Source organism: Microbacterium sp. M28, assembly GCF_025836995.1.
Taxonomy (GTDB): domain Bacteria; phylum Actinomycetota; class Actinomycetes; order Actinomycetales; family Microbacteriaceae; genus Microbacterium.
This window is the reverse complement of record NZ_CP107546.1, coordinates 561,751-580,883: the sequence shown is the minus strand read 5'-3', so window position 1 is coordinate 580,883 and position 19,133 is coordinate 561,751. Positions and strand designations below refer to the sequence as shown.

The following is a 19,133-nucleotide window of genomic DNA, read 5'->3' as shown; positions in this document are numbered from 1 at the left end:
CTCGACCTCTGTACCGCATGCGGTCCGCGACCGGAGCCTGAACAGGCGACGCGGGTCAGGCGGCGCGCACCGCGGCGACCAGGTCTGCCGGGCTCCCCTGCCACGGCGCACCGTGCCCCGGCAGCACCCAGGAGGCCGGGACATCGGCCAGCCGGTCGAGCGAAACGTCCGCCACGGCCGGCTCGTCCGTGAACGGCGGCTGCGGCTGCGCGCCCTCGCGTCCCGTCAGCACATGGCGCGTGGTCAGCGCGTCGCCCACGCACACGGCATCCGCCGGAGGGATGTGGACGGCGATGCTGCCGGGCGAGTGTCCCGGCATCCCGATGATCACGGGAGAGCCGGGGAGATCAGGACGTCGCCGTCCGCGATCTCGACGAGGTCCTGTACGTGCCGGGTGCGCATGCCGTTCTTGCGCAGCCCATAGGCGAGGAAGCCGAGCGTCGGCCAGAACCGCGCCGGCCCCATCGGCGTCTTGGGCTTCTCGCCTGTGTGCGCGCGGTGGGCGTCAGCGGCGTGGACGAAGATCGGGACGCCGATTTCCCGGCGCAGCCGCTCGGCGAACCCGACGTGGTCGCTGTCCCCGTGCGTGAGGATGACACCCCTGATGTCCGACAGCGACCGCCCGATGAGCGCGAGCTCATCCTGCAGGTCGTCCCAGTGGCCCGGCAGCCCCGCATCGACGAGAGTGATCCCCTCTGGTAGGTCGATGAGGTATGACGCGACGATGTCGTTGCCGAGGCGATGCAGATGCGGCGCGAGTTTCATTTCCATCCCTTCCGATGACACGGCTACGATATGTAGCTATCATGGCTAATGTCAATAGCTTTGGAGGATCCGATGCCGACACCCGAACGCACCTCGTACGCCGAAATCGTCGCCGCAGGACGAGAACTCCTCGAGCAGTCCGGGCCGTCCGGACTCACCATGCAGGCCGTGGCGACGAGGGTCGGCGTGCGCGCCCCTCGCTGTACAAGCGCGTGAAGGATCGGGATGCGCTCCTCGTCGCGGTCGCCGAAGCCGTCGTCGACGATCTCGCCGGGCAGCTGAATGCCGCAGGTGACGATCTCGCGGCACTCGCCACGGCTTACCGCGAGTACGCGCAGGAGAATCCGGCGGGATTCCGACTGATGTTCACGGCAGCGGCGCCTCTGGCGTCGCTCGACCGCGCAGCCGCCCCCTCCTCCGCGCGGCGGCCGCATTCGTCGGCGAGGATGCCGCCTTGGAGGCCGCGCGCCTGTTCACGGCCTGGGCGACAGGCTTCCTGCAGATGGAGCTGTCCGGCGCCTTCCGCCTCGGCGGCGACGTCGACCGGGCGTTCGGCTACGGTTTGGAACGCATCATCGCCGGGCTGCGGGCGTGACGCGGCACCACCGCTGCCCGACCACCTGCCACACTGAGCGCAGGGAGGTTCCATGACCACGCCGGATGCCGAGACGACCGAACCCGAGGCCGCGAAGCCGCACCGCCGCTGGCGGAAGACGACCATCGCCCTCGGCATCCTGATCGCCGTCGTCCTCGTCGTCACCCTCGTGACCTCGCTCACACCCTGGCCGAGCGCCATGGCGATCCGAGCCGTGTTCACACAGGGCGGCGACGCCACGGCGGCGGAGATGGAGAAGCACGTCCCCGACACCGCGCTCACCGAGACGCTCGATGTCGCGTACGGCGACGACGGCGTCGATACGACGATGGACGTGTTCACCCCGGCATCCGCCGACCAGCCGCTGCCGACGATCGTGTGGATCCACGGCGGTGCATGGGTGTCCGGGTCGAAGGAGAACGTCGACCCGTATCTGCGCATCCTCATGCGGCGAGGGTACACGACCATCGCGGTGAACTACACGCTCGGCCCGGAGGGCCACTTACCCCACCGCTGTGCACCAGGTGAACGAGGCGCTCGCCTACATCGACGAGCACGCCGACGACCTGGGGGTCGACGAGTCGCAGATCGTCCTGGTAAGCGACTCCATGCGGCGCCCAGCTGGCCAGTCAGATGGCGACCATCATGACGAGTCCGGACTACGCCGAGATGATGTCGGTGAAGCCCGCCCTGCAGCCCGACCAGCTCGTCGCGACGGTGCTCAACTGCGGCGTGTACGACCTGGCCGCGCTCGCGGCGCTGGACGGCATCGTCGGGTGGGGTCTGAAGTCCTCGATGTGGGCGTACGTACGCCGGCACGAAGAACTGGGCGGAGGACTCGTCCGGGGCGACCATGTCGACCGTGAACTGGGTGACCGAGGACTTCCCGACGACGTACATCTCGGGCGGCAACGGCGACGGACTCACCTGGCTGCAGTCGATCCCGATGGCCGACCGGCTGAACGAGCTGGGCGTCGACGTCACGACGCTGTTCTGGCCCGCCGCGCACGAGCCGGCGCTGCCGCACGAGTACCAGTTCCATCTGGACATGCCGGATGCGCGGACGGCACTGGCGAAGACGATCGACTTCCTGGACGCGCACACGCGGTATCCGTAGGTCGATTTCACTTCTGTGACGATCGTCACGAGAGTGATATCGTTCGAGTGTGAGCTCCGAAGAGAACGAACGCGCCCTGGAAGACGGCATCGTCACAGATCTCCGTGATCGCATGACGTACGGGTCGTACCTCGAACTGGACCGGCTCCTGTCGGCCCAGCATCCGGTGAGCCGACCCGAGCATCACGACGAGATGCTGTTCATCATCCAGCACCAGACCACTGAACTGTGGCTGAAGCTGCTGCTCCACGAACTCACCAGCGCGCGCGACCTGCTCGCGAGCGACGATCTGCGCGAGGCGCTCAAGCGCATCGCGCGGGTCAAGCGCATCCAGGACGTCATGACCCAGCAGTGGTCGGTGCTGGCGACGCTGACGCCGACCGAATACGCGCAGTTCCGCGGCGCGCTGGGCAACTCGTCCGGCTTCCAGTCGGTGCAGTACCGCGCGGTCGAGTTCGCCCTCGGCAACAAGAACGAGCGGATGCTGTCGGTCTTCCGCGATCACCCGGAGAACCTGGCGCTGCTCACGACCGAGTTCGAGCGGCCCACGCTCTACGACGAGTTCCTGCGCTTCGCCGCTCGGCGCGGCCTGCCGGTGCCGGACGAGATCCTCGACCGCGACGTCCGCGAGCGCGTATCGCCCGCATCCCGAGCTGGTGCCGGCGATCCGCGAGATCTACCAGGACCCGCAGACCTACTGGGATCTCTACGAGGCGTGCGAGGACCTCGTGGATCTCGAGGACAACTTTCAGTTCTGGCGCTTCCGACACCTGAAGACGGTGACGCGCACGATCGGCATGAAGACCGGCACCGGCGGATCCTCCGGCGCTGCGTTCCTGCAGCGCGCTCTGGAGCTGACGTTCTTCCCGGAGCTGTACACCGTCCGCACGGAGATCGGCGGCTGAGATGCCCGCGTTCAGACGGGTGCCCGGGGGTGTGATCTGCGGCGGCTTCACCGACCATCACGTGCATCTGCAGTTGGTGGATGCAGCCGGTCTGGAGGGCTCGCTGCTCGGTCGCGTGGTCGACCTCGGCGGCGATCCGGCGGTGCTGGCCTCGGTCGCCGTTCGCAACTCCGGCAATTCTTCGGCGGCCGGGGAATCGACGACCGGAATCACGCGGGACGCGAACCCCGCGGGCCGCGGTTCGCAGGAGTTGCGTACATCTCCTGGCGGGCACGGGGTCGAGATCCGGTTCGCCGGAGCCTTCCTCACCCCGCCGGGTGGGTATCCGTCCGATCGGGCGTGGGCTCCTGCGGGCTCCGTCCGCGAGATCGACGACGCGGATGCCGCGGCCGCAGCCGTCACCGAGATGACCTCCGTCGGGGCGTCGTTCATCAAGGTCGCCAGCAACAGCACCGCGGGACCAGTCTTCTCCGATGACCTGTTCCGCACGATCGTCGACATCGCCGCGGCGAGCGGCCTGCCTGTCGTCGCCCACGCCGAAGGGCCGGGTGAGGCCGAGCGGGCCGCCCGCCTCGGCGCCCGGATGCTCGCGCACGCGCCGTTCAGCGAGCGCCTGACCGACGACGAGATCGCCGCGCACGCCGCGTCGGTGCAGTGGATCTCCACCCTGGCGATCCACGACCCGGCCGCCTACGGCATCGCGATCGACAACGTGCGACGCTTCCATGCCGCCGGCGGCCGGGTGCTCTACGGCACCGACATGGGCAACGGACCGACGCCGGTCGGCCTCAACGCCGGCGAGATCCAGACGTTGCGCGACGCAGGACTCGACGACGCCGACCTGCTGCGCGCGCTTGCGCCGCAGGATGTCGACGACCCGGCGTCCCTGCTGCTCTTCCTTCCCGGCGCCGACCCGGATTCCGCAGATCCGCTGCTCGCCCGACCGCTCACCCCTGCCGATCCGGAGGCCTGACATGACCGACCTGCTCGCCCTCGCGCGCGACCTCGACGCCGCCGATCCCCTGGCCCAGCACCTCGACGCGTTCGCCGCAGCGCCCGGTGTCTCCGCCTATCTCGACGGCAACTCGTTGGGTCGCCCCCTCGCCGACACCGCGGACCGCATCGCCGCGTTCGTGCGGCACGACTGGGGCACGCGCCTGATCCGGTCGTGGGACGAGCAGTGGATGGATCTTCCGATGCAGCTCGGTGACCGGATCGCCCGTGTCGCGCTCGGCGCGGCTCCCGGGCAGACCGTCGTCGCTGACTCGACGAGCGTGTTGATCTACAAGCTCATGCGCGCCGCGGCCGGGCACGACCGGGCACGGACGGAGCTCGTGATCGAAGCGGGCAACTTCCCGACCGACCGCTTCCTCGCGGAGGGTGTCGCGTCCGAGAGCGGCCTGACCGTGCGCTGGCTGGAACCCGACCCCACCACGGGCGTCACGCTCGGCGACCTCGCCGATGTCGTCTCGGAGCGCACCGCGCTCGTCTGCCTGAGCCACGTGGACTACCGCTCCGGCGCCGTGGCCGACATGCCTGGGATCACCGCTCGCGTGCACGAATCGGGCGCCCTGATGATGTGGGATCTCTGCCACTCCGTCGGCGTCATCCCGATGCACCTGGATGCGTGGGGCGTCGATCTCGCCGTCGGCTGCACGTACAAGTACTTGAACGGCGGCCCTGGTTCGCCCGCGTTCGCGTATCTGCGCAGCGGCCTGCAGGGGCTGCTGCGCCAACCGATCCAGGGATGGTGGAGCGCGGCCGACATCTTCGCGATGGGCCGCGAGTACGTGCCGTCGCCGGATATCCGCCAGCTGCTCAGCGGCACTCCCCGGTGATCTCGATGCTCGCGATGCAGGGCATGCTCGATCACATCGAGGACGCGGGGATCGACGCGATCCGGGCCAAGTCGATCTCGCTGACCGACCTCGTCGTGCAGGCGTTCGATCAGGAGCTCGGTCCGCTCGGCGTGCGGCTGCTGAGCCCACGGGATGCCGCAGTGCGCGGCAGCCACGTGACGATCGGGCATCCGGAGTTCCAGCGGGTGACGCAGGAGCTGTGGGCCGACGGCGTCATCCCGGATTTCCGGTTCCCGGACGGCATCCGGCTCGGTCTGTCTCCGTTGAGCACCTCGCATGTCGAAGCCCTCTCCGGCGTTCTGGCGGTCCGGGACGCTCTGCGCGCATGAGCGAAGAGGCCGTCGTCCTCGACGACTTCGACGCGCGGCCGGGCAGCACGGCCTCCCTGCTGCGCACGGTCGTCGGGCTGTACGTGCGCCCGCTCGGTGGATGGATCTCCGCGGCCGTGCTCGTACGTCTGGCCGGCGACCTCGGCATCCCCGCGGACCGGGCCCGCACCGCGATCGCACGGCTGAAGCAGCGCGGGCTGCTGCTGGCTGAGCGTGCGGATGCCGCGGGCTACCGCCTCAACCCTGCGGCACTGCCGATGCTCGAGCGAGGCGACCGCCGGATCTTCGACATCCGCACCATGAGTGAGGACGAGCCGTGGTGCCTCGTGTCCTACTCGATCCCCGAGTCGCGTCGCGGGCTGCGGCATCGGCTGCGGCGCGGACTGCAGTGGCTCGGAGCAGGGGCTGTCTCGCCTGCGCTGTGGATCCTCCCCGGCCATCTCGAGGATGAGGTCGAGGAACTGCTGCGCGATGTCGGCGTCCGCGAGGAGGCGGTGCTGTTCCGCTCGGATGCCCCGTCGGTAGCGGGTTCCCTCGCCGATGCGGTGCGCACCTGGTGGGATCTGGACGCCCTACGGGGCGAGCACGAACGCTTCCAGGCGGCCGTAGTGGAGCTCCCGTCTGCTGCCACGGACCGCGACGCGTTCGTCGCGTACGTCCGGCTCATCGACGCGTGGCGGACGCTGCCCTACCTCGACCCAGGGCTGCCTCCTTCGCTCCTGCCCGCGGACTGGCCCGGCGAGCGCAGCTTCGCCGTCTTCGCGGAGCTGTCCGTCGCGTTGGGCGCACGAGCGAGGGGGCACGTCGCCGCGGTGGGCGGCAGATCCCGGCGCTCTAGGATGGTCATCGACCCCCGCCGCCCACCGGATCGGAGACGCATGTCGACCCCGCGTCGTTTCCCCGCGGCCGTCTATCGTCACGGCGAAGAGCCCGACCCCCGCTTCACACTCGCGAACGAGCGGACGCTGCTGGCCTGGATCCGGACCTCGCTCGGGCTGATCGCCGGTGGCGTCGCGCTCGAGGTGCTCGGCCTCGATCTGCATCCGCAGCAGCTGCGCCTGATCGCCTCCCTCGTGCTCATCGCCGCCGGCATTGCGACGCCGCTGCTCGCCTGGCTCGGATGGATCCGCAGCGAACGCGCCATGCGGCTCGCTGCGCTTCCCGGCTCGCTGCTCGCGCCGGTGGTGGCGATCGCCGTCACGGTCGCGGGGATCCTGGTGCTCGTCGCGGCCCTGCTGTGACGCAGTACGACCCCGGGCTCCAGCCGGAGCGGACCCAGCTCGCGTGGCGCCGCACGGCGCTGTCGATCGCGGTCGTGTCGCTGATCGCGGCACGGGCGCTGCCGATGATCCTCGGGTCGGGAGTGTGGATCATCCCCGGCGTCGTCGGCGTCGCGGCATCCGCCGTGTTCTGGGTCGCAGCGGCACGACGAGCGCATGCCGTCGATCACGCGCTGTCGCCCGCCCCGCACCCCGAACGGATGCCCGACGGGCGACTCATCGCCGGGCTGGTGGTGTTCGCGACGGCCGCCGGCCTGCTCGCTCTCGCCGTCCTGCTCGGGGCCGTGCTGGCCTGACGCCGCGTACGGGCGCCGGTGCGGCGCGCGGAGCGGTCGCGCGCCGCTCGTCCGGGTCGCGAAATCTGCCGGAATTCGCGCGCTGATGCGACGGATTCCGCGACCTGGAACGGCCGGGCAACCCTCGAAGCGGCAGAATCCGCGACCCAGAGCTCGGGTCAGCCGCGGATCTCGCGCAGGAACGCCGCCACGTTCTCCTGCAGCTTCAGGATGCGCAGTTCGCGGGCCGTCTCCCGGTCGTAGCCCTCGTACGCCAGGGGCGGAAGCATCCGGACGTTGCGCGAGCAGCCGAACTCGGCGCACGCCAGCGTGCCGATCGTGTCGCCGTTGCGACCGCGCGGGCCTGCCAGGCGGGCCGCATAGAATGGACGTCGTTGCGCAGCGTGACGTCCTCGCCAGGAGCACTGGGCGCGCGTCTGCACCCGCTGCTCGGCACGCTGCAGCAGCGCGCCGGTGAGCACGCCGTCGACCTCGGTCACGATGAACGCACGGCGCGGATGCTTCGCATCCGTCCAGCCGAGATAGTCCAGCCGTTCGAAGTCGAGGTCGGCGAAATCGGCCTACAGCGTGAGGGTGGCGGTCTCCTTGCGGGAGGCGTTGATGAGGGATGCGCGGATCTCGCGCTCGTCGATGGGACGCATGATGATGAGCTTTCGTACGGGGCCGTGCTGGCCGGAAGAAGATGGGGGCGGCATCCGCTCAGAGGGATGCCGGGTACGACGCGTCACCGGCGACGGGGGTTCCGCCTCCGGCTGGTGGTCAGCCTCTGCCATGCGGCGCGAAGCGCGCCTGCGGCCTCCTTCCGCGCCGCGAGGGCGCTCATCGTGAACAGCACCCGACGATTTTACACCCGTGTCCTGAGCGGAGCCCGGCACGCTGCTGTCTCCGGACGCCCCGGGGGTAGGTTAAGCATCCAGGTCGCAGAATCTGCCGTCATCCGCGCCCGAAAGCGGCAGGTTCTGCGACCTAGAAGGGCTCGGGCACGTCGGAACGGCGAGTTCTGCGATCCAGTCCTCAGCGCACCGGCGCCAGCACCGGCACGTCGTACCGGCGAGGGGTGCCGAAGCGGTGGGCGGTGATCGACACCGCCTGTTCGCGCAGGAACGTGAGCAGCTCGACTCGGCCGGCTGCGACCACGGGGTTCGCATACACGGCGAGGCTCGGCGCCCCTTCGACGGCCTCGGCCGTCGACGAAGCATTCGCGCCGATCAGGCGGACGCGCCCGTCCGATGCGGCGAGCCGTCGTGCCCGCGCGGCCCACCGGTCGGCGTCCTCGACGATGACGGTCACGTCATGCGCACCCAGCCAGGTGACCACGGGCGACGGCAGAGGCGTCGCCACGCTCGCCGTCACACGAGCCCTGGCGCGGCGCCCGGCTGCTGCGACGCGGAGGAGCTCGACCACACGCTCGCCCTCGAAGCGCAGCGTCACCGGCACCGCCTGGTAGCGGAGGACGTTCTGCTCCGTGAGGAGACCGGTCGCGTCGCGCACCACGCCGAACTCGGCTGCCCAGGCGTCGATGTCGGTCGCGAGCGCGCCGCGCAGCCAGGAGGCATCGGCCCCATCGACCAGGGCGACCGCGGACGAGGCGAGCTCGTCCAGGGCGGTGTCCGTTCGCACTTCGGCATCCGTCCAATCCGACAGCCCGATCAGATAGTTCGGCCCGCCCGCCTTGGATCCGGCACCGACGGCGGCCTTCTTCCACCCGCCGAACGGCTGGCGCTGCACGATCGCACCCGTGGTCCCGCGGTTCACGTAGACGTTGCCCGCCTCGACCGAGGCCAGCCACTGCTGGATCTCTTCCTCGTCGAGCGAGTGGATGCCGCTGGTCAGCCCGTAGTCGATGTCGTTCACGATGTCGATCGCCTCATCGAGGAGTCGGCCGTCATGATGCCGAGCACCGGCCCGAAGTACTCGACACGATGGAATTCGCTTCCGCGTGCGACACCGTCGCGGATGCCGGGGCGCCAGAGCTGTCCGGCTTCGTCGAGCTTCTCCGGCTTCATCAGCCACGATTCCCCCGGGTGCAGGGTCGTGAGCGCGCCGAGAAGCTTGCCCTCAGCGGGACCGATCAGCGGGCCGATGCGGTTCGAGCCGTCCACGGGCGATCCGACGTCGTAGGCCCGAACGGCGTCGACGAGCTGTCGGCGGAACCGCTCGGATCGTGCCGCGGATCCGACGAGCACGACCAGCGAGGCCGCCGAGCACTTCTGGGGGCGGCGTGGCCGAACGCCGAGTAGGCGACGTCCTTCGCGGCCAGGTCGAGGTCCGCGGAGGGCGTGACGATGATGGCGTTCTTGCCGCTCGTCTCCGCGAGCAGGGGCAGGTCCTTTCGGAAGCTGCGGAACAGCTCGGCCGTCTCGAATCCGCCGGTGAGGATGACACGGCCGACGGCCGGGTCGCTGATGAGCTGCTGTCCGAGCTCCCGGCCGTCGAGCTGCACGTACTGCAGCACGTCGCGCGGGACTCCTGCCTCCCACAGCGCCTCGATCATGACGGCGCCGGAGCGGCGGGCCTGACGGGCGGGCTTGATGATCACCGGAGAACCGGTGGCGAGCGCGGACAGGGTCGAGCCAGCCGGGATCGCGACCGGGAAGTTCCAGGGCGGCGTCACGACGGTGAGGCCGACCGGCTGCATCGTCGCGCCGTCGACGTCGGCCAGCGCCCTGGCGGATTCGGCGTAGTAGTGCGCGAAGTCGATCGCCTCGGAGACCTCGGGGTCGCCCTGCTCGATGACCTTGCCCGCTTCGGACCCCATCACCTCGAGCAGGTCGGCGCGTCGAGCCTCGAGCACCTCGCCGGCGCGGTGCAGGATCGCCGCGCGCCCTCGGCGCCGAGCTCGCGCCAGGCCTCGCCTGCGGCCACGGCCTTCGCGATCGCCGCACTCACCTGTTCCGGCGTCGACAGCGTGTTGTCGGCGACCGTCCCGTCCCCGAGGGTCGAGGTCGCCATCCGAGAGCGAATGCTGTCGGCCCAGGCCCGGTTGGCCGCGAGCGACGGGTCGGTGTCGGAGTGTTCTCGAAGGCGTCGGTCGGCGCGGCAGGTGCCGACAGCTGACGGTTCTGGGTGCGATTCGGACCGGGGACCGTGGACGGCAGCGAATCGATCGATGCGAAGAAGCGCTGCTGCTCGCGCTCGAACAGCGCGGGATCCTCGTCGAGGTCGAACACCGCCGACATGAAGTTCTCCTGCGACGCGCCCTCTTCCAGCCGTCGGATCAGGTAGGCGATCGCGACGTCGAACTCGTCCGGGTGCACGACCGGCGTGTACAGCAGCAGGGAGCCGACCGTGCGCTTGATGACCTGCGCCTGCGCGCTGGCCATGCCCAGCAGCATCTCGAACTCGATGCCGTCCGTCACGCCGCGGCGCTCCGCGAGCAACCAGGCCAGAGCGATGTCGAACAGGTTGTGTGACCGGCGACGCCGATGCGGACGTTCCCGATGTGCTCGGAGCGCAGCGCGTACTCGAGCACCGCCTTGTACGAGGCATCCGACTCCTGCTTGGTCGACCAGGTGGCCAGCGGCCAGCCGTGCGTCTCGGCATCCACCGTCTCCATCGGCAGGTTCGCGCCCTTGACGACGCGCACCTTGATGGGTGCGCCGTCGCTCGCGACGCGCGCGCGCCCACTCCTGCAGGCGCACCATCGCTCCGAGCGCGTCCGGCAGGTAGGCCTGCAGCACGATGCCGGCCTCGAGCCCGCGGAACTCCGGACGATCCAGGATGCCGGTGAACACCGCGATCGTCAGATCGAGGTCCTTGTACTCCTCCATGTCGAGGTTGATGAAGGTGTCCTTCGCGGCAGCCAGCTCGTACAGCGGGTGCAGCGCCTCGGTGGCGTGCGCGACGGCCTCGTCGAACGCCCAGGGGCTGTGCGGCGCGACGGTCGATGACACCTTGATCGAGACGTAGTCGACGTCGTCGCGCTCGATCAGGCGACGTGTGCCCTCCAGGCGGCGGGATGCCTCCTCGCGGCCGAGGATGGCCTCGCCGAGCAGGTTCACGTTGAGCTTCACGCCCTGCGTCTCGCGAATGTGCTTGATCGCGGCGCCGAGCTTCTCGTCGCGGGCGTCGACGATGAGGTGGCGCACCATCTGCCGCAGCACCGCCCTGGCTGCGGGGACGACGACACCGGGGAGCATCGTGGAGGTGGCGCCGCCGAGGCCGATCGCCGCACGCATCGGGGCGGGCAGGAACGCCGGTGTCAGCGGCACGAGCTCCTTGAGCTTGCGGGCGGCGACCTTCGTGTCCTCGGGGCGGACCACCCCGTCGACGAAGCCGACCGTGAAATCGAGGCCGTGCTCATCGCGCAGCACGCCGGCGAGGCGCTCGCCCGCGGCATCCACCGGCACGTCGCGGCTCTCGATGAGCCACTTCCTCACCAGCGCGACGGCGTCGTCGGCGAGGTCTGCGAGGTCGGAGAACGGATGCTTCGGTCGAAGGCGCGGCGGAGCTCATGCTCCCAGTGTGCGCCGGAGTCATTGGTCGCGAAAAGCACACGTTTACGATGGATACTGTTCGTATTCATCGATGCTTTTAGGAGGTGACGTGTTCGAACTGAGACGCCTGCGCCTGCTGCACGAATTGGCTCTGCGCGGGACGATCGCCGAGGTCGCCACCTCGCTCGGATACAGCGCTTCGACCGTGTCGCAGCAGCTCGCGCAGCTGGAGCGCGACGCCGGGGTCGCGCTGCTCGAACCCGACGGACGGCGCGTGCGCCTGACCGCGCAGGGGCGGGTGCTCGCGCGCGCACGCGGCGCGGGCCCTCGAGCTGGACGAAGCCGCCCGCGCTGAGCTCTCGTCGTCCCAGAACGCACCGGCGCGCGTACGGATCGCGGTCATGCCGACCGCCGCGGAGGCGCTCGTCCCGTCCGCTCTGACGGTCCTGGCGCAGCGGATGCCCGGGCTGCGCGTCGAGATGCGCGAGCGGCACCGGAGAGGTCGCGCTGTTCGAGCTGCAGGCCAGAGCCTTCGATCTCGTGGTGGCCGAGCAGTATCCGGGGCACACGCGCCCGGTGAGCGAGGGCATCGAGCGAACGCTCCTCGGCCGGGATCCGATCCGCCTGGCGGTCCCGCGCGACGATGCGGCCACCGAGCTGGCGGACCTGCGCGACCGGGCGTGGGTGCTCGAACCGCAGGGCGCGGCCGTGCGGCGGTGGGCCGTTCAGCAATGCCGTGCGGCGGGTTCGAACCCGACGTGCGCTTCGAGGCGACCGATCTCGTCGCGCACGCCCGGCTCGTGGCCGCGGGGCACGCCGTGGCGATGCTGCCCGACCTGGTGTGGACCGGCGACCGCGCGAGCGTCCGACTGCTCGAACTGCCGGGGTCGCCCGTGCGCGAGATCTTCGCGGCGACCAGGGCGTCATCGCGCGACAACGCCGGCGTCGCCGCGGTGCGCGACGCGCTCGCGGATGCTCTGGAGGCGCACGCTCCGCACTGACGCCGCCGGTCATGCGGCTGTTCGGTCGCGCTTCCGGCGGCATCCTGCGCATCCACGTCGCTCCGGCCGTGACCGTTCGCCGAGTCGGTCACGCCCCTGTGCGGCATCCGACGTGTCCCACCCACCCGAAGCGTGACCGCACAGCGAGAGCGAGCGCTTTGTTGCGTCGCGTGTCGGCCCCGGTTCCGGTGCGGCGGAGGCCGACCTACGCTTACGGGAACACCCCGACCGTCAGGAGAACATCGTGACCAGCCCGCAGCCCGCCTTCTCGCCCCTCTCGGTGCGTGAGCGTGCGGCGTGCATGTGCGATCACGGTGATGTCTGCTCGTCGTTCGCTCCGGGCCACGCGCTGCACCTCATCCAGGCACGGCTGGCGTCGGCGACGCCGAGCGATTGGGTCGACGCGATCGTCGAGTCATCGGATGCCGTGACGGGCGACTTCGTCGTGCGAGACCTCGACGGCACGGCGCACGCGCTGTGGAACGGTTCCGGCGCCGCACTGGAAGCCGGAGCGGGCGCCCCGGTGGCGCTGCACCGCCGCTATCACGTCCTCGCCGTCGGCCGTACGCAGTTCAACGTCGCGACCGCATGAGTTGAGCGCCGACCGTCAGGCCGCCGCCATCATCATGTTCTTCATCGCCATGCAGGCGTCCATGCAGGCCTGGCACGACTGAGCGCACATCTTGCAGACCTCGCTGTGATCGGCGTGCTGCACGCAGGCGTCCATGCACATCCGGCACATGGCGATACAGGCGTCGAGCATCGCCTCCATGCTGGCGACCGTCATGCCCTGCATCCGCATCATGGACCGCATCATCGTGCCTGCCATGTCGGCACAGTTCATGCACGCCGTCGAGCAGTCCATCATCTGCGTCGAACAGACCGTGCACGCCTGCTCGCACGCGGCGCAAGCATCCATGCACGCCTGCATCACGGCCATGTCCATCGTCTGCATGCCGGGCATCGACATCATGTCCTCGGACATGGCGCCCATCATCATCGAATCCATCTCGCACCTCGCTCGTCGTTGCGGCTCTCGCCGGTGAGAAGCGGGCAGGAGACCCGCCTTTTCGCCAGAGTAGCCCCCGAGACGGCGCGAGTCGATGACGAATCCGGAGGATCGGCCCCGGTGTCCCCGCTCGGGCGTAGTCTCGCGGTGTGACCTCGGCATCCCTGACCGGCACGCAGCGACTGGTGATCTCCATCGCGGTGCTCGCGTCGTTCGTGACCTTCCTCGACGGCACCGTGGTGACGGTCGCGCTACCCGCCATCAGCGACGAGCTCGGCGGCGGGATCACCACGCAGCAATGGGCCGTCGACGCGTATCTCATCACGTTGAGCGCGCTGATCCTCTTGGCCGGTTCGGTCGCGGATGCCTACGGTCGCGTGTTCGTGATGCGCATCGGGCTCATCGCGTTCGGCGTCTCGTCGGTCGCCGTGGGCCTCGCGTTCGATCCGGTCATGCTCATCATCGCCCGCGCGGCGCAGGGAGCCGCCGGAGCACTGCTCGTCCCCAGCTCGCTGGCTCTGATCACCGCAACGATGCGCGGAGAAGTCCAGGCCCGCGGAATCGGCGTCTGGACAGCGTTCACCACGTCGGCCCAACTGGTCGGCCCGCTGCTGGGAGGCCTGTTCGTCGACTTCCTGTCCTGGCGGTTCGTGTTCCTCATCAACGTCCTCCCGATCGCCGTGACCCTCGTCCTGCTCGCCCGATTGCGGCTGCCCGAGCATCAGCGCGACATCCGCGTGGACTGGCTGAGCGGTGCGCTGTGCGCCACCGGCCTGGCCGGGGTCGTGTTCGCACTCATCGAGCAGCCGAACCTCGGCTGGGCGTCGCGGCGATCTGGATCTGCCGGCGGTCCTCGGCATCCTGTTCCTCGGCGGGTTCCTGCTCCGCCAGCGGACCGAGAAATCGATGATGCCGCTGTCGCTGTTCCGCATCCGCAACTTCGGCTGGGGCAACCTCGCGACGCTGTTCGTCTACGCCGCCCTGTCGTTGAACGGCTTCGTCATCGGCGTGTACCTGCAGCAGGGCAGCAAGCCTCAGCGCGACCGCGGCGGGACTCGCGAGTCTGCCGATCACCATCCTCATGATCCTGCTGAGCGCCCGCGCAGGAGCGTGGGCCGGACGATGGGGCCCGCGCCTGTTCATGACGGCCGGGCCCTTGATCATGGCCGTCGGCGCTCTGCTGCTGCTGACCGTCTCGGACGATTTCGACTACTGGTGGCAGGTCCTGCCGGCGATGATCGTGCTCGGCGTCGGGCTGTCGCTGACGGTCGCGCCCCTCACGGCCGCCATCCTGGGCGCGATCGACGAGCGCCGCAGCGGCATCGCATCGGCGATCAACAACGCCATCTCGCGCGTCGCGGGACTCCTCGTCGTCGCGATGCTCTCCACGATCGTCGGCGGCATGCTGGACCTCGACGGCTTCCACAACGCCGCGTGGGTGACCGCCGCGCTGTTCGCGATCGGGGGTCTCGTGTCGTGGATCGGGATCCGTCGGCCCGTCACCGAGGTCGCAGAACCCGTCGTCGCCCCGCCTGCCGCCTGAGCCTCGCCGCCGATCAGAGCTCGACGGGCGGAGCCTCCGGCTCATCGTCGGCGACCTCGGGGTGCCGGGCGAGATTCACGATCGCCGCAATCAGCCCTCCCCACACGGTCAGCATCGCGATGATCATCATGATGATGGCTGTCGTGGTCATGCGCCCGCTCCCCTCTGCTCGGCGGCAGGCAATCGCAGTGCGGCGGTCTCAGGATCCGCGTCGTAGCGCTCGTCGGCGAGGAACTCGTCGTACTCGGGATCGTCCTTCGCGTGCGAACGCCCGCTCCACGGGATGAGCGAGAGCAGGATCGCGAGAACCACGAGCCCGATCACCATTCCCCAGCCGAAGATCCCGAGGAACCACACCGGGTATCCGCTGTAGGGCTCGGTGATCTTCTCGATGAGCCCCGTGATGAACAGGTAGCCGAGCACGAGCGGCGCTGCGGCCGCGACGAGGATCCGCCACAGGATGCCGACGCGGAAGCTTGAACGGCGGTTGAGGTGCTCCTGCAGCTGGGGCAGCTTGCGCAGCAGCCACGTGACCACCACGACGGCGACGAGCGCGACGGCCATGATCCCGAACGCGTTGACGAAGGCATCCGTCGTGTCGAGCACCGTGAGGGCGGTCGTCGTCGAGAACAGCGCCATCGAGATCAACGCCAGAGGGATCGCCACCGTCAGCGTCGTGCGCACGCGCCCCCAGCCGAGCTTGTCCTGCAGGGCCGCGACGATCACCTCGAGGATCGAGATCAGCGAGGTGATCCCGGCGAACACGAGGGCCCCGAAGAACAGCACGCCGATGATGGATCCGCCTGCGGCCTGCGACACGATCGTCGGGAAGGCGACGAAGGCCAGGCCGATCCCGGAGGCGGCCACGCCCGAGACCTCGGTGCCCTGCGCCTGGGCCATGAAACCGAGCGCTGCGAACACGCCGATGCGGCCAGGATCTCGAAGCCCGAGTTCGCGAACGCGACGACGAGCCCCGATCCGGTGAGGTCGGTCTTGCGCTTGAGGTACGACGAGTAGGTCACCATGATGCCGAACGCGACCGACAGGGAGAAGAAGATGTGCCCGTAGGCGGACGCCCACACGGCCGGGTCGGCGAGCGCCTCCCAGTTCGGCGTGAAGAACGCGTTGAGGCCGTCCATCGCGCCCGGCAGGAACAGCGACTGCACGACGAGTGCCGCGAACATCAGCGTCAGCAGCGGCATGAGCACGGTGTTCGCACGTCCGATCCCGCGCTTGACCCCGAGGGCCATGATCACGATCACGACGACCCACACGATGGCGAGCGGGATGCCGACCTGCGACACGAACGTCGTCGACAGGCCGACGTCGGCGACGTTCTCCGACTGGAGGAACTCGATGCCGAAGAACGCCTCCTCGTTGCCGGGGCCCCAGCTCAACTGCGCGGAGAACCACGTGTACATGGCCGCCCACGCGATGATCACGGCGTAGTAGACCGCGATCACGACGCAGATCAGCACCTGCCACCAGCCGAGCGGCTCGGCCGCGCGGTGCATCCGCCGGAAGGCCAGCGGCGCAGAGCCGCGGAAGCGGTGTCCGATCGCGTAGTCGAAGAAGAGCAGCGGGATGCCCGCGGTCAGCAGAGCGCACAGGTACGGGATCAGGAACGCTCCGCCGCCGCCCTCGTACGCGACGTACGGGAACCGCCAGATGTTGCCGAGCCCGACGGCCGACCCGATGGCCGAGAGGATGAACACGTTGCGCGAGCCGAAGGCTTCACGCTTCGGGCTCTGCGAGAGCGAGGTCGCGGCTGACATGCTCCCGACGATATCTCACCCGTTCCGGCTGCACATGGTCGGTTCGAATCGCTCGATTTGCTCGAATCCGGCCGACTTCGAGCAAATCGCGCGATTCGAACGGTCAGGGGACTCGACGGTCGGTGGGGTCAGTGGGGGATGTCGAGCCCGTGCGCCGACAGCCACGCGTCGTCGTACAGCTTGTCGAGATAGCCGCGGCCGTGGTCAGGGAGCAGCACCACGACGACGTCGTCCTCGCCGAGGATGCCGCGACCCGCAGCGCGGCGACGACCGCCATGCCACTGGATCCGCCGACGAGGAGGCCCTCCTCCGCGGCCAACCGTCTGGTCATCGTGAACGACTCGGCATCCGACACCCGCTCGTACGCGTCGACGACCGAGCCGTCGAACGTGGCGGGCAGGAAGTCCTCCCCGACTCCTTCCACCAGGTAACCGTGGATCGGTCCTCCCGAGTAGATCGACCCCTCGGGATCGGCGCCGATGATCCGCACCCGCCCGTCGCTGACCTGCTTGAGGTAGCGGCCGGTGCCGCTGATGGTTCCGCCGGTGCCGATGCTGCGGCGACGAAGTGCGTCACCCGCCCGTCGGTGTCTGCCCAGATCTCCGGGCCCGTCGTCTCGAAATGCCCCTGCGGTCCGTTCTGATTCGCGAACTGATTCGGGTTGAACGCGCCGGGGATCTCGGCGGCGAGCCGCGCTGCCACGCTGTAATAGGAACGCGGATCGCTCGGCTCGACGTTCGTCGGCGTCACGACCACCTCGGCGCCGTAGGCGCGCAGCGTCGCGACTTTGGGGCCGTCGAACTTGTCCGGCACGACGAACACCATCCGGTAGCCCCGCTGCAGTGCGATCAACGCGAGTCCGACACCGGTGTTGCCGCTGGTCGCCTCGACGACTGTCCCTCCGGGCTTCAGCTGCCCGTCGCGTTCGGCCGCGTCGATGATGGATGCCGCGATGCGATCCTTCGCGGATCCACCGGGGTTGAAGTACTCGACCTTCGCGAGGACGGTGGCGCTGATGCCCGCCGTCACGGCGTTGAGGCGGACGAGCGGGGTGTGTCCGACGAGGTCGGCGATGTGGTCGGCGTAGCGCACGGGTGGTTTCCTGACGGGATGCGCGCGCGATGGCGCGGGGTGATCTGGGGTCGTCCGAGGCGAGCGAGAACGCTCAGCGACGACAACGACAGGTCAGGGACACACCGTGAGAGTAACCCCGCGGACGCCCGCGCCACAACTCGGTGTGTCAGAACCCCTCGGGCAGACGGGGCGTGTACGGCGCCTCGAGCCGGGCGATCTCGTCCTCTGTGAGCTCGAGGTCGAGCGCGGCGATCGCGTCGGTGAGGTGGTGCGGCTTCGTCGCGCCGATGATCGGCGCTGTCACCACGGGCTGCTGCCGCACCCAGGCGAGTGCGACCTGCGCACGGCTGACGCCGCGCTCTTCCGCGACCGCACGGACCGCGTCCGCGATGGCCCGGTTCGAGGTCTCCTCGGCGTGGTACATGCCCTGGGTCACGAGGTCGGTGCCTGAGCGGTTCGTCTCGGCATCCCAGTCGCGCGTCAGCCGACCCCTGGCCAGCGGCGACCACGGCAGGACGCCGATGCCCTCGTCCGCACAGAGCGGATGCATCTCGCGCTCCTCCTCGCGCTGGAGGAGGTTGTACTGGTCCTGCATGGACACGAATCGCGTGAGGCCGTTCACCTCGGCTGCGCGCTGCGCCTTGGCGAACTGCCAGGCGTACATCGACGACGCGCCGATGTAGCGCGCCTTGCCCGCGCGCACCACGTCGTCGAGGGCCTGCATCGTCTCCTCGATCGGGGTCTCCGGGTCCCAGCGGTGGATCTGGTACAGATCCACATAGTCGGTGCCGAGGCGACGGAGACTGTCGTCGATCGCGGACAGGATGTGCGCGCGAGACAGGCCACGGCGGTTCGGGCTCTCGCCCATCTTCCCGTGCACCTTCGTCGCGATCACGACGTCGTCGCGACGGGCGAAGTCGTTGAGCGCACGGCCGACGATCTCCTCGCTGGTGCCGTCCGAGTACATGTCGGCGGTGTCGAACGTGGTGATGCCCGCCTCGATCGCCTGCCGGATGAACGGGCGGCTGGTCTGCTCATCGAGCGTCCACGCGTGCGGCCCTCGGTCCCAGACGCCGTAGCTCATGCATCCGAGGATGATCTCCGAGACCTTGATGCCTGTTCGACCGAGGTTGACGTACTTCATCGCCG

Annotated in this window: 12 protein-coding genes and 9 pseudogenes; 11 read left to right on the top strand and 10 right to left on the bottom strand. The window is 69.3% G+C overall.

The features are described 5' to 3' along the window. Positions 1-55 precede the first annotated feature (55 nt). Both OED01_RS02770 and OED01_RS16465 read right to left on the bottom strand, forming a co-directional pair. Positions 56-448, bottom strand: coding sequence for an MBL fold metallo-hydrolase (locus OED01_RS02770; RefSeq protein ID WP_413231622.1), 393 nt, complete (start codon positions 446-448; stop codon positions 56-58). A 71-nt stretch (positions 449-519) separates the two neighbouring features. Next, positions 520-765 (bottom strand): annotated as a pseudogene (locus OED01_RS16465) (MBL fold metallo-hydrolase); the annotation flags it as partial. Between the two features lie 454 nt (positions 766-1,219). On the opposite strand from OED01_RS16465, the gene OED01_RS02760 reads away from it, so the two are divergent. From OED01_RS02760 to OED01_RS02720, 8 genes and pseudogenes are all read left to right on the top strand, one after another. Further along, positions 1,220-1,360: a hypothetical protein gene (locus OED01_RS02760; RefSeq protein ID WP_264156874.1), complete on the top strand. Its 141-nt coding sequence runs from the start codon at positions 1,220-1,222 to the stop codon at positions 1,358-1,360. Positions 1,361-1,412: 52 nt separating this feature from the next. Further along, entirely contained in the window at positions 1,413-2,009 is a 597-nt protein-coding gene (locus tag OED01_RS02755) for an alpha/beta hydrolase (RefSeq protein ID WP_264156873.1), read from the top strand. Between the two features lie 213 nt (positions 2,010-2,222). Continuing rightward, positions 2,223-2,477 (top strand): alpha/beta hydrolase family protein, encoded by a 255-nt coding sequence (locus tag OED01_RS02750; RefSeq protein WP_264156872.1) that lies wholly within the window; start codon positions 2,223-2,225, stop codon positions 2,475-2,477. Positions 2,478-2,526: 49 nt separating this feature from the next. Continuing rightward, positions 2,527-3,382 (top strand): annotated as a pseudogene (gene kynA / locus OED01_RS02745) (tryptophan 2,3-dioxygenase). Position 3,383: 1 nt separating this feature from the next. Beyond that, complete coding sequence (locus OED01_RS02740; RefSeq protein WP_264156871.1) at positions 3,384-4,355, top strand: amidohydrolase family protein; 972 nt, start codon at positions 3,384-3,386, stop codon at positions 4,353-4,355. Position 4,356: 1 nt separating this feature from the next. Then, positions 4,357-5,570 (top strand): annotated as a pseudogene (locus OED01_RS02735) (kynureninase). After that, positions 5,567-6,811: a PaaX family transcriptional regulator C-terminal domain-containing protein gene (locus tag OED01_RS16395; protein ID WP_318841122.1), complete on the top strand. Its 1,245-nt coding sequence runs from the start codon at positions 5,567-5,569 to the stop codon at positions 6,809-6,811. The pseudogene OED01_RS02735 and the gene OED01_RS16395 overlap by 4 nt, the downstream one beginning before the upstream one ends. Next, positions 6,808-7,146: a DUF202 domain-containing protein gene (locus tag OED01_RS02720; protein ID WP_264156870.1), complete on the top strand. Its 339-nt coding sequence runs from the start codon at positions 6,808-6,810 to the stop codon at positions 7,144-7,146. The genes OED01_RS16395 and OED01_RS02720 overlap by 4 nt, the downstream gene beginning before the upstream one ends. Positions 7,147-7,304: 158 nt before the next feature. On the opposite strand, the pseudogene OED01_RS02715 reads toward OED01_RS02720, so the two are convergent. From OED01_RS02715 to OED01_RS02705, 3 genes and pseudogenes are all read right to left on the bottom strand, one after another. Then, a pseudogene (locus OED01_RS02715) lies at positions 7,305-7,691 on the bottom strand (FBP domain-containing protein); the annotation flags it as partial. A gap of 15 nt (positions 7,692-7,706) precedes the next feature. Then, a complete protein-coding gene (locus OED01_RS02710) occupies positions 7,707-7,919 on the bottom strand; it encodes a hypothetical protein (RefSeq protein WP_264156869.1) in 213 nt (70 codons plus the stop codon). A gap of 241 nt (positions 7,920-8,160) precedes the next feature. Beyond that, positions 8,161-11,525: pseudogene (locus OED01_RS02705) on the bottom strand (bifunctional proline dehydrogenase/L-glutamate gamma-semialdehyde dehydrogenase). Positions 11,526-11,691: 166 nt separating this feature from the next. Between OED01_RS02705 and OED01_RS16460 the strand changes: the two are divergent. Both OED01_RS16460 and OED01_RS02695 read left to right on the top strand, forming a co-directional pair. Then, a pseudogene (locus OED01_RS16460) lies at positions 11,692-12,583 on the top strand (LysR substrate-binding domain-containing protein). Between the two features lie 244 nt (positions 12,584-12,827). Then, entirely contained in the window at positions 12,828-13,175 is a 348-nt protein-coding gene (locus OED01_RS02695) for a hypothetical protein (protein WP_264156868.1), read from the top strand. Between the two features lie 15 nt (positions 13,176-13,190). Here OED01_RS02695 and OED01_RS02690 read toward each other — a convergent pair whose 3' ends face one another. Then, positions 13,191-13,592: a hypothetical protein gene (locus tag OED01_RS02690; protein WP_264156867.1), complete on the bottom strand. Its 402-nt coding sequence runs from the start codon at positions 13,590-13,592 to the stop codon at positions 13,191-13,193. Between the two features lie 149 nt (positions 13,593-13,741). Here OED01_RS02690 and OED01_RS02685 point away from each other — a divergent pair. After that, positions 13,742-15,135, top strand: a pseudogene (locus tag OED01_RS02685) (MFS transporter). A gap of 13 nt (positions 15,136-15,148) precedes the next feature. Here OED01_RS02685 and OED01_RS02680 read toward each other — a convergent pair. The 4 genes and pseudogenes from OED01_RS02680 to OED01_RS02665 all read right to left on the bottom strand — a co-directional run bounded on the left by OED01_RS02680 (position 15,149) and on the right by OED01_RS02665 (position 19,128). After that, positions 15,149-15,286 carry a methionine/alanine import family NSS transporter small subunit gene (locus tag OED01_RS02680; protein ID WP_264156866.1) on the bottom strand — a complete coding sequence of 46 codons (138 nt, stop codon included), beginning with the start codon at positions 15,284-15,286 and terminating at the stop codon, positions 15,149-15,151. Then, positions 15,283-16,910 (bottom strand): annotated as a pseudogene (locus tag OED01_RS02675) (sodium-dependent transporter). The gene OED01_RS02680 and the pseudogene OED01_RS02675 overlap by 4 nt, the downstream one beginning before the upstream one ends. A 146-nt stretch (positions 16,911-17,056) precedes the next feature. Next, positions 17,057-18,002, bottom strand: a pseudogene (locus tag OED01_RS02670) (pyridoxal-phosphate dependent enzyme); the annotation flags it as partial. A 148-nt stretch (positions 18,003-18,150) separates the two neighbouring features. Continuing rightward, entirely contained in the window at positions 18,151-19,128 is a 978-nt protein-coding gene (locus OED01_RS02665) for an aldo/keto reductase (RefSeq protein ID WP_264156865.1), read from the bottom strand. Between the last annotated feature and the right edge of the window lie 5 nt (positions 19,129-19,133).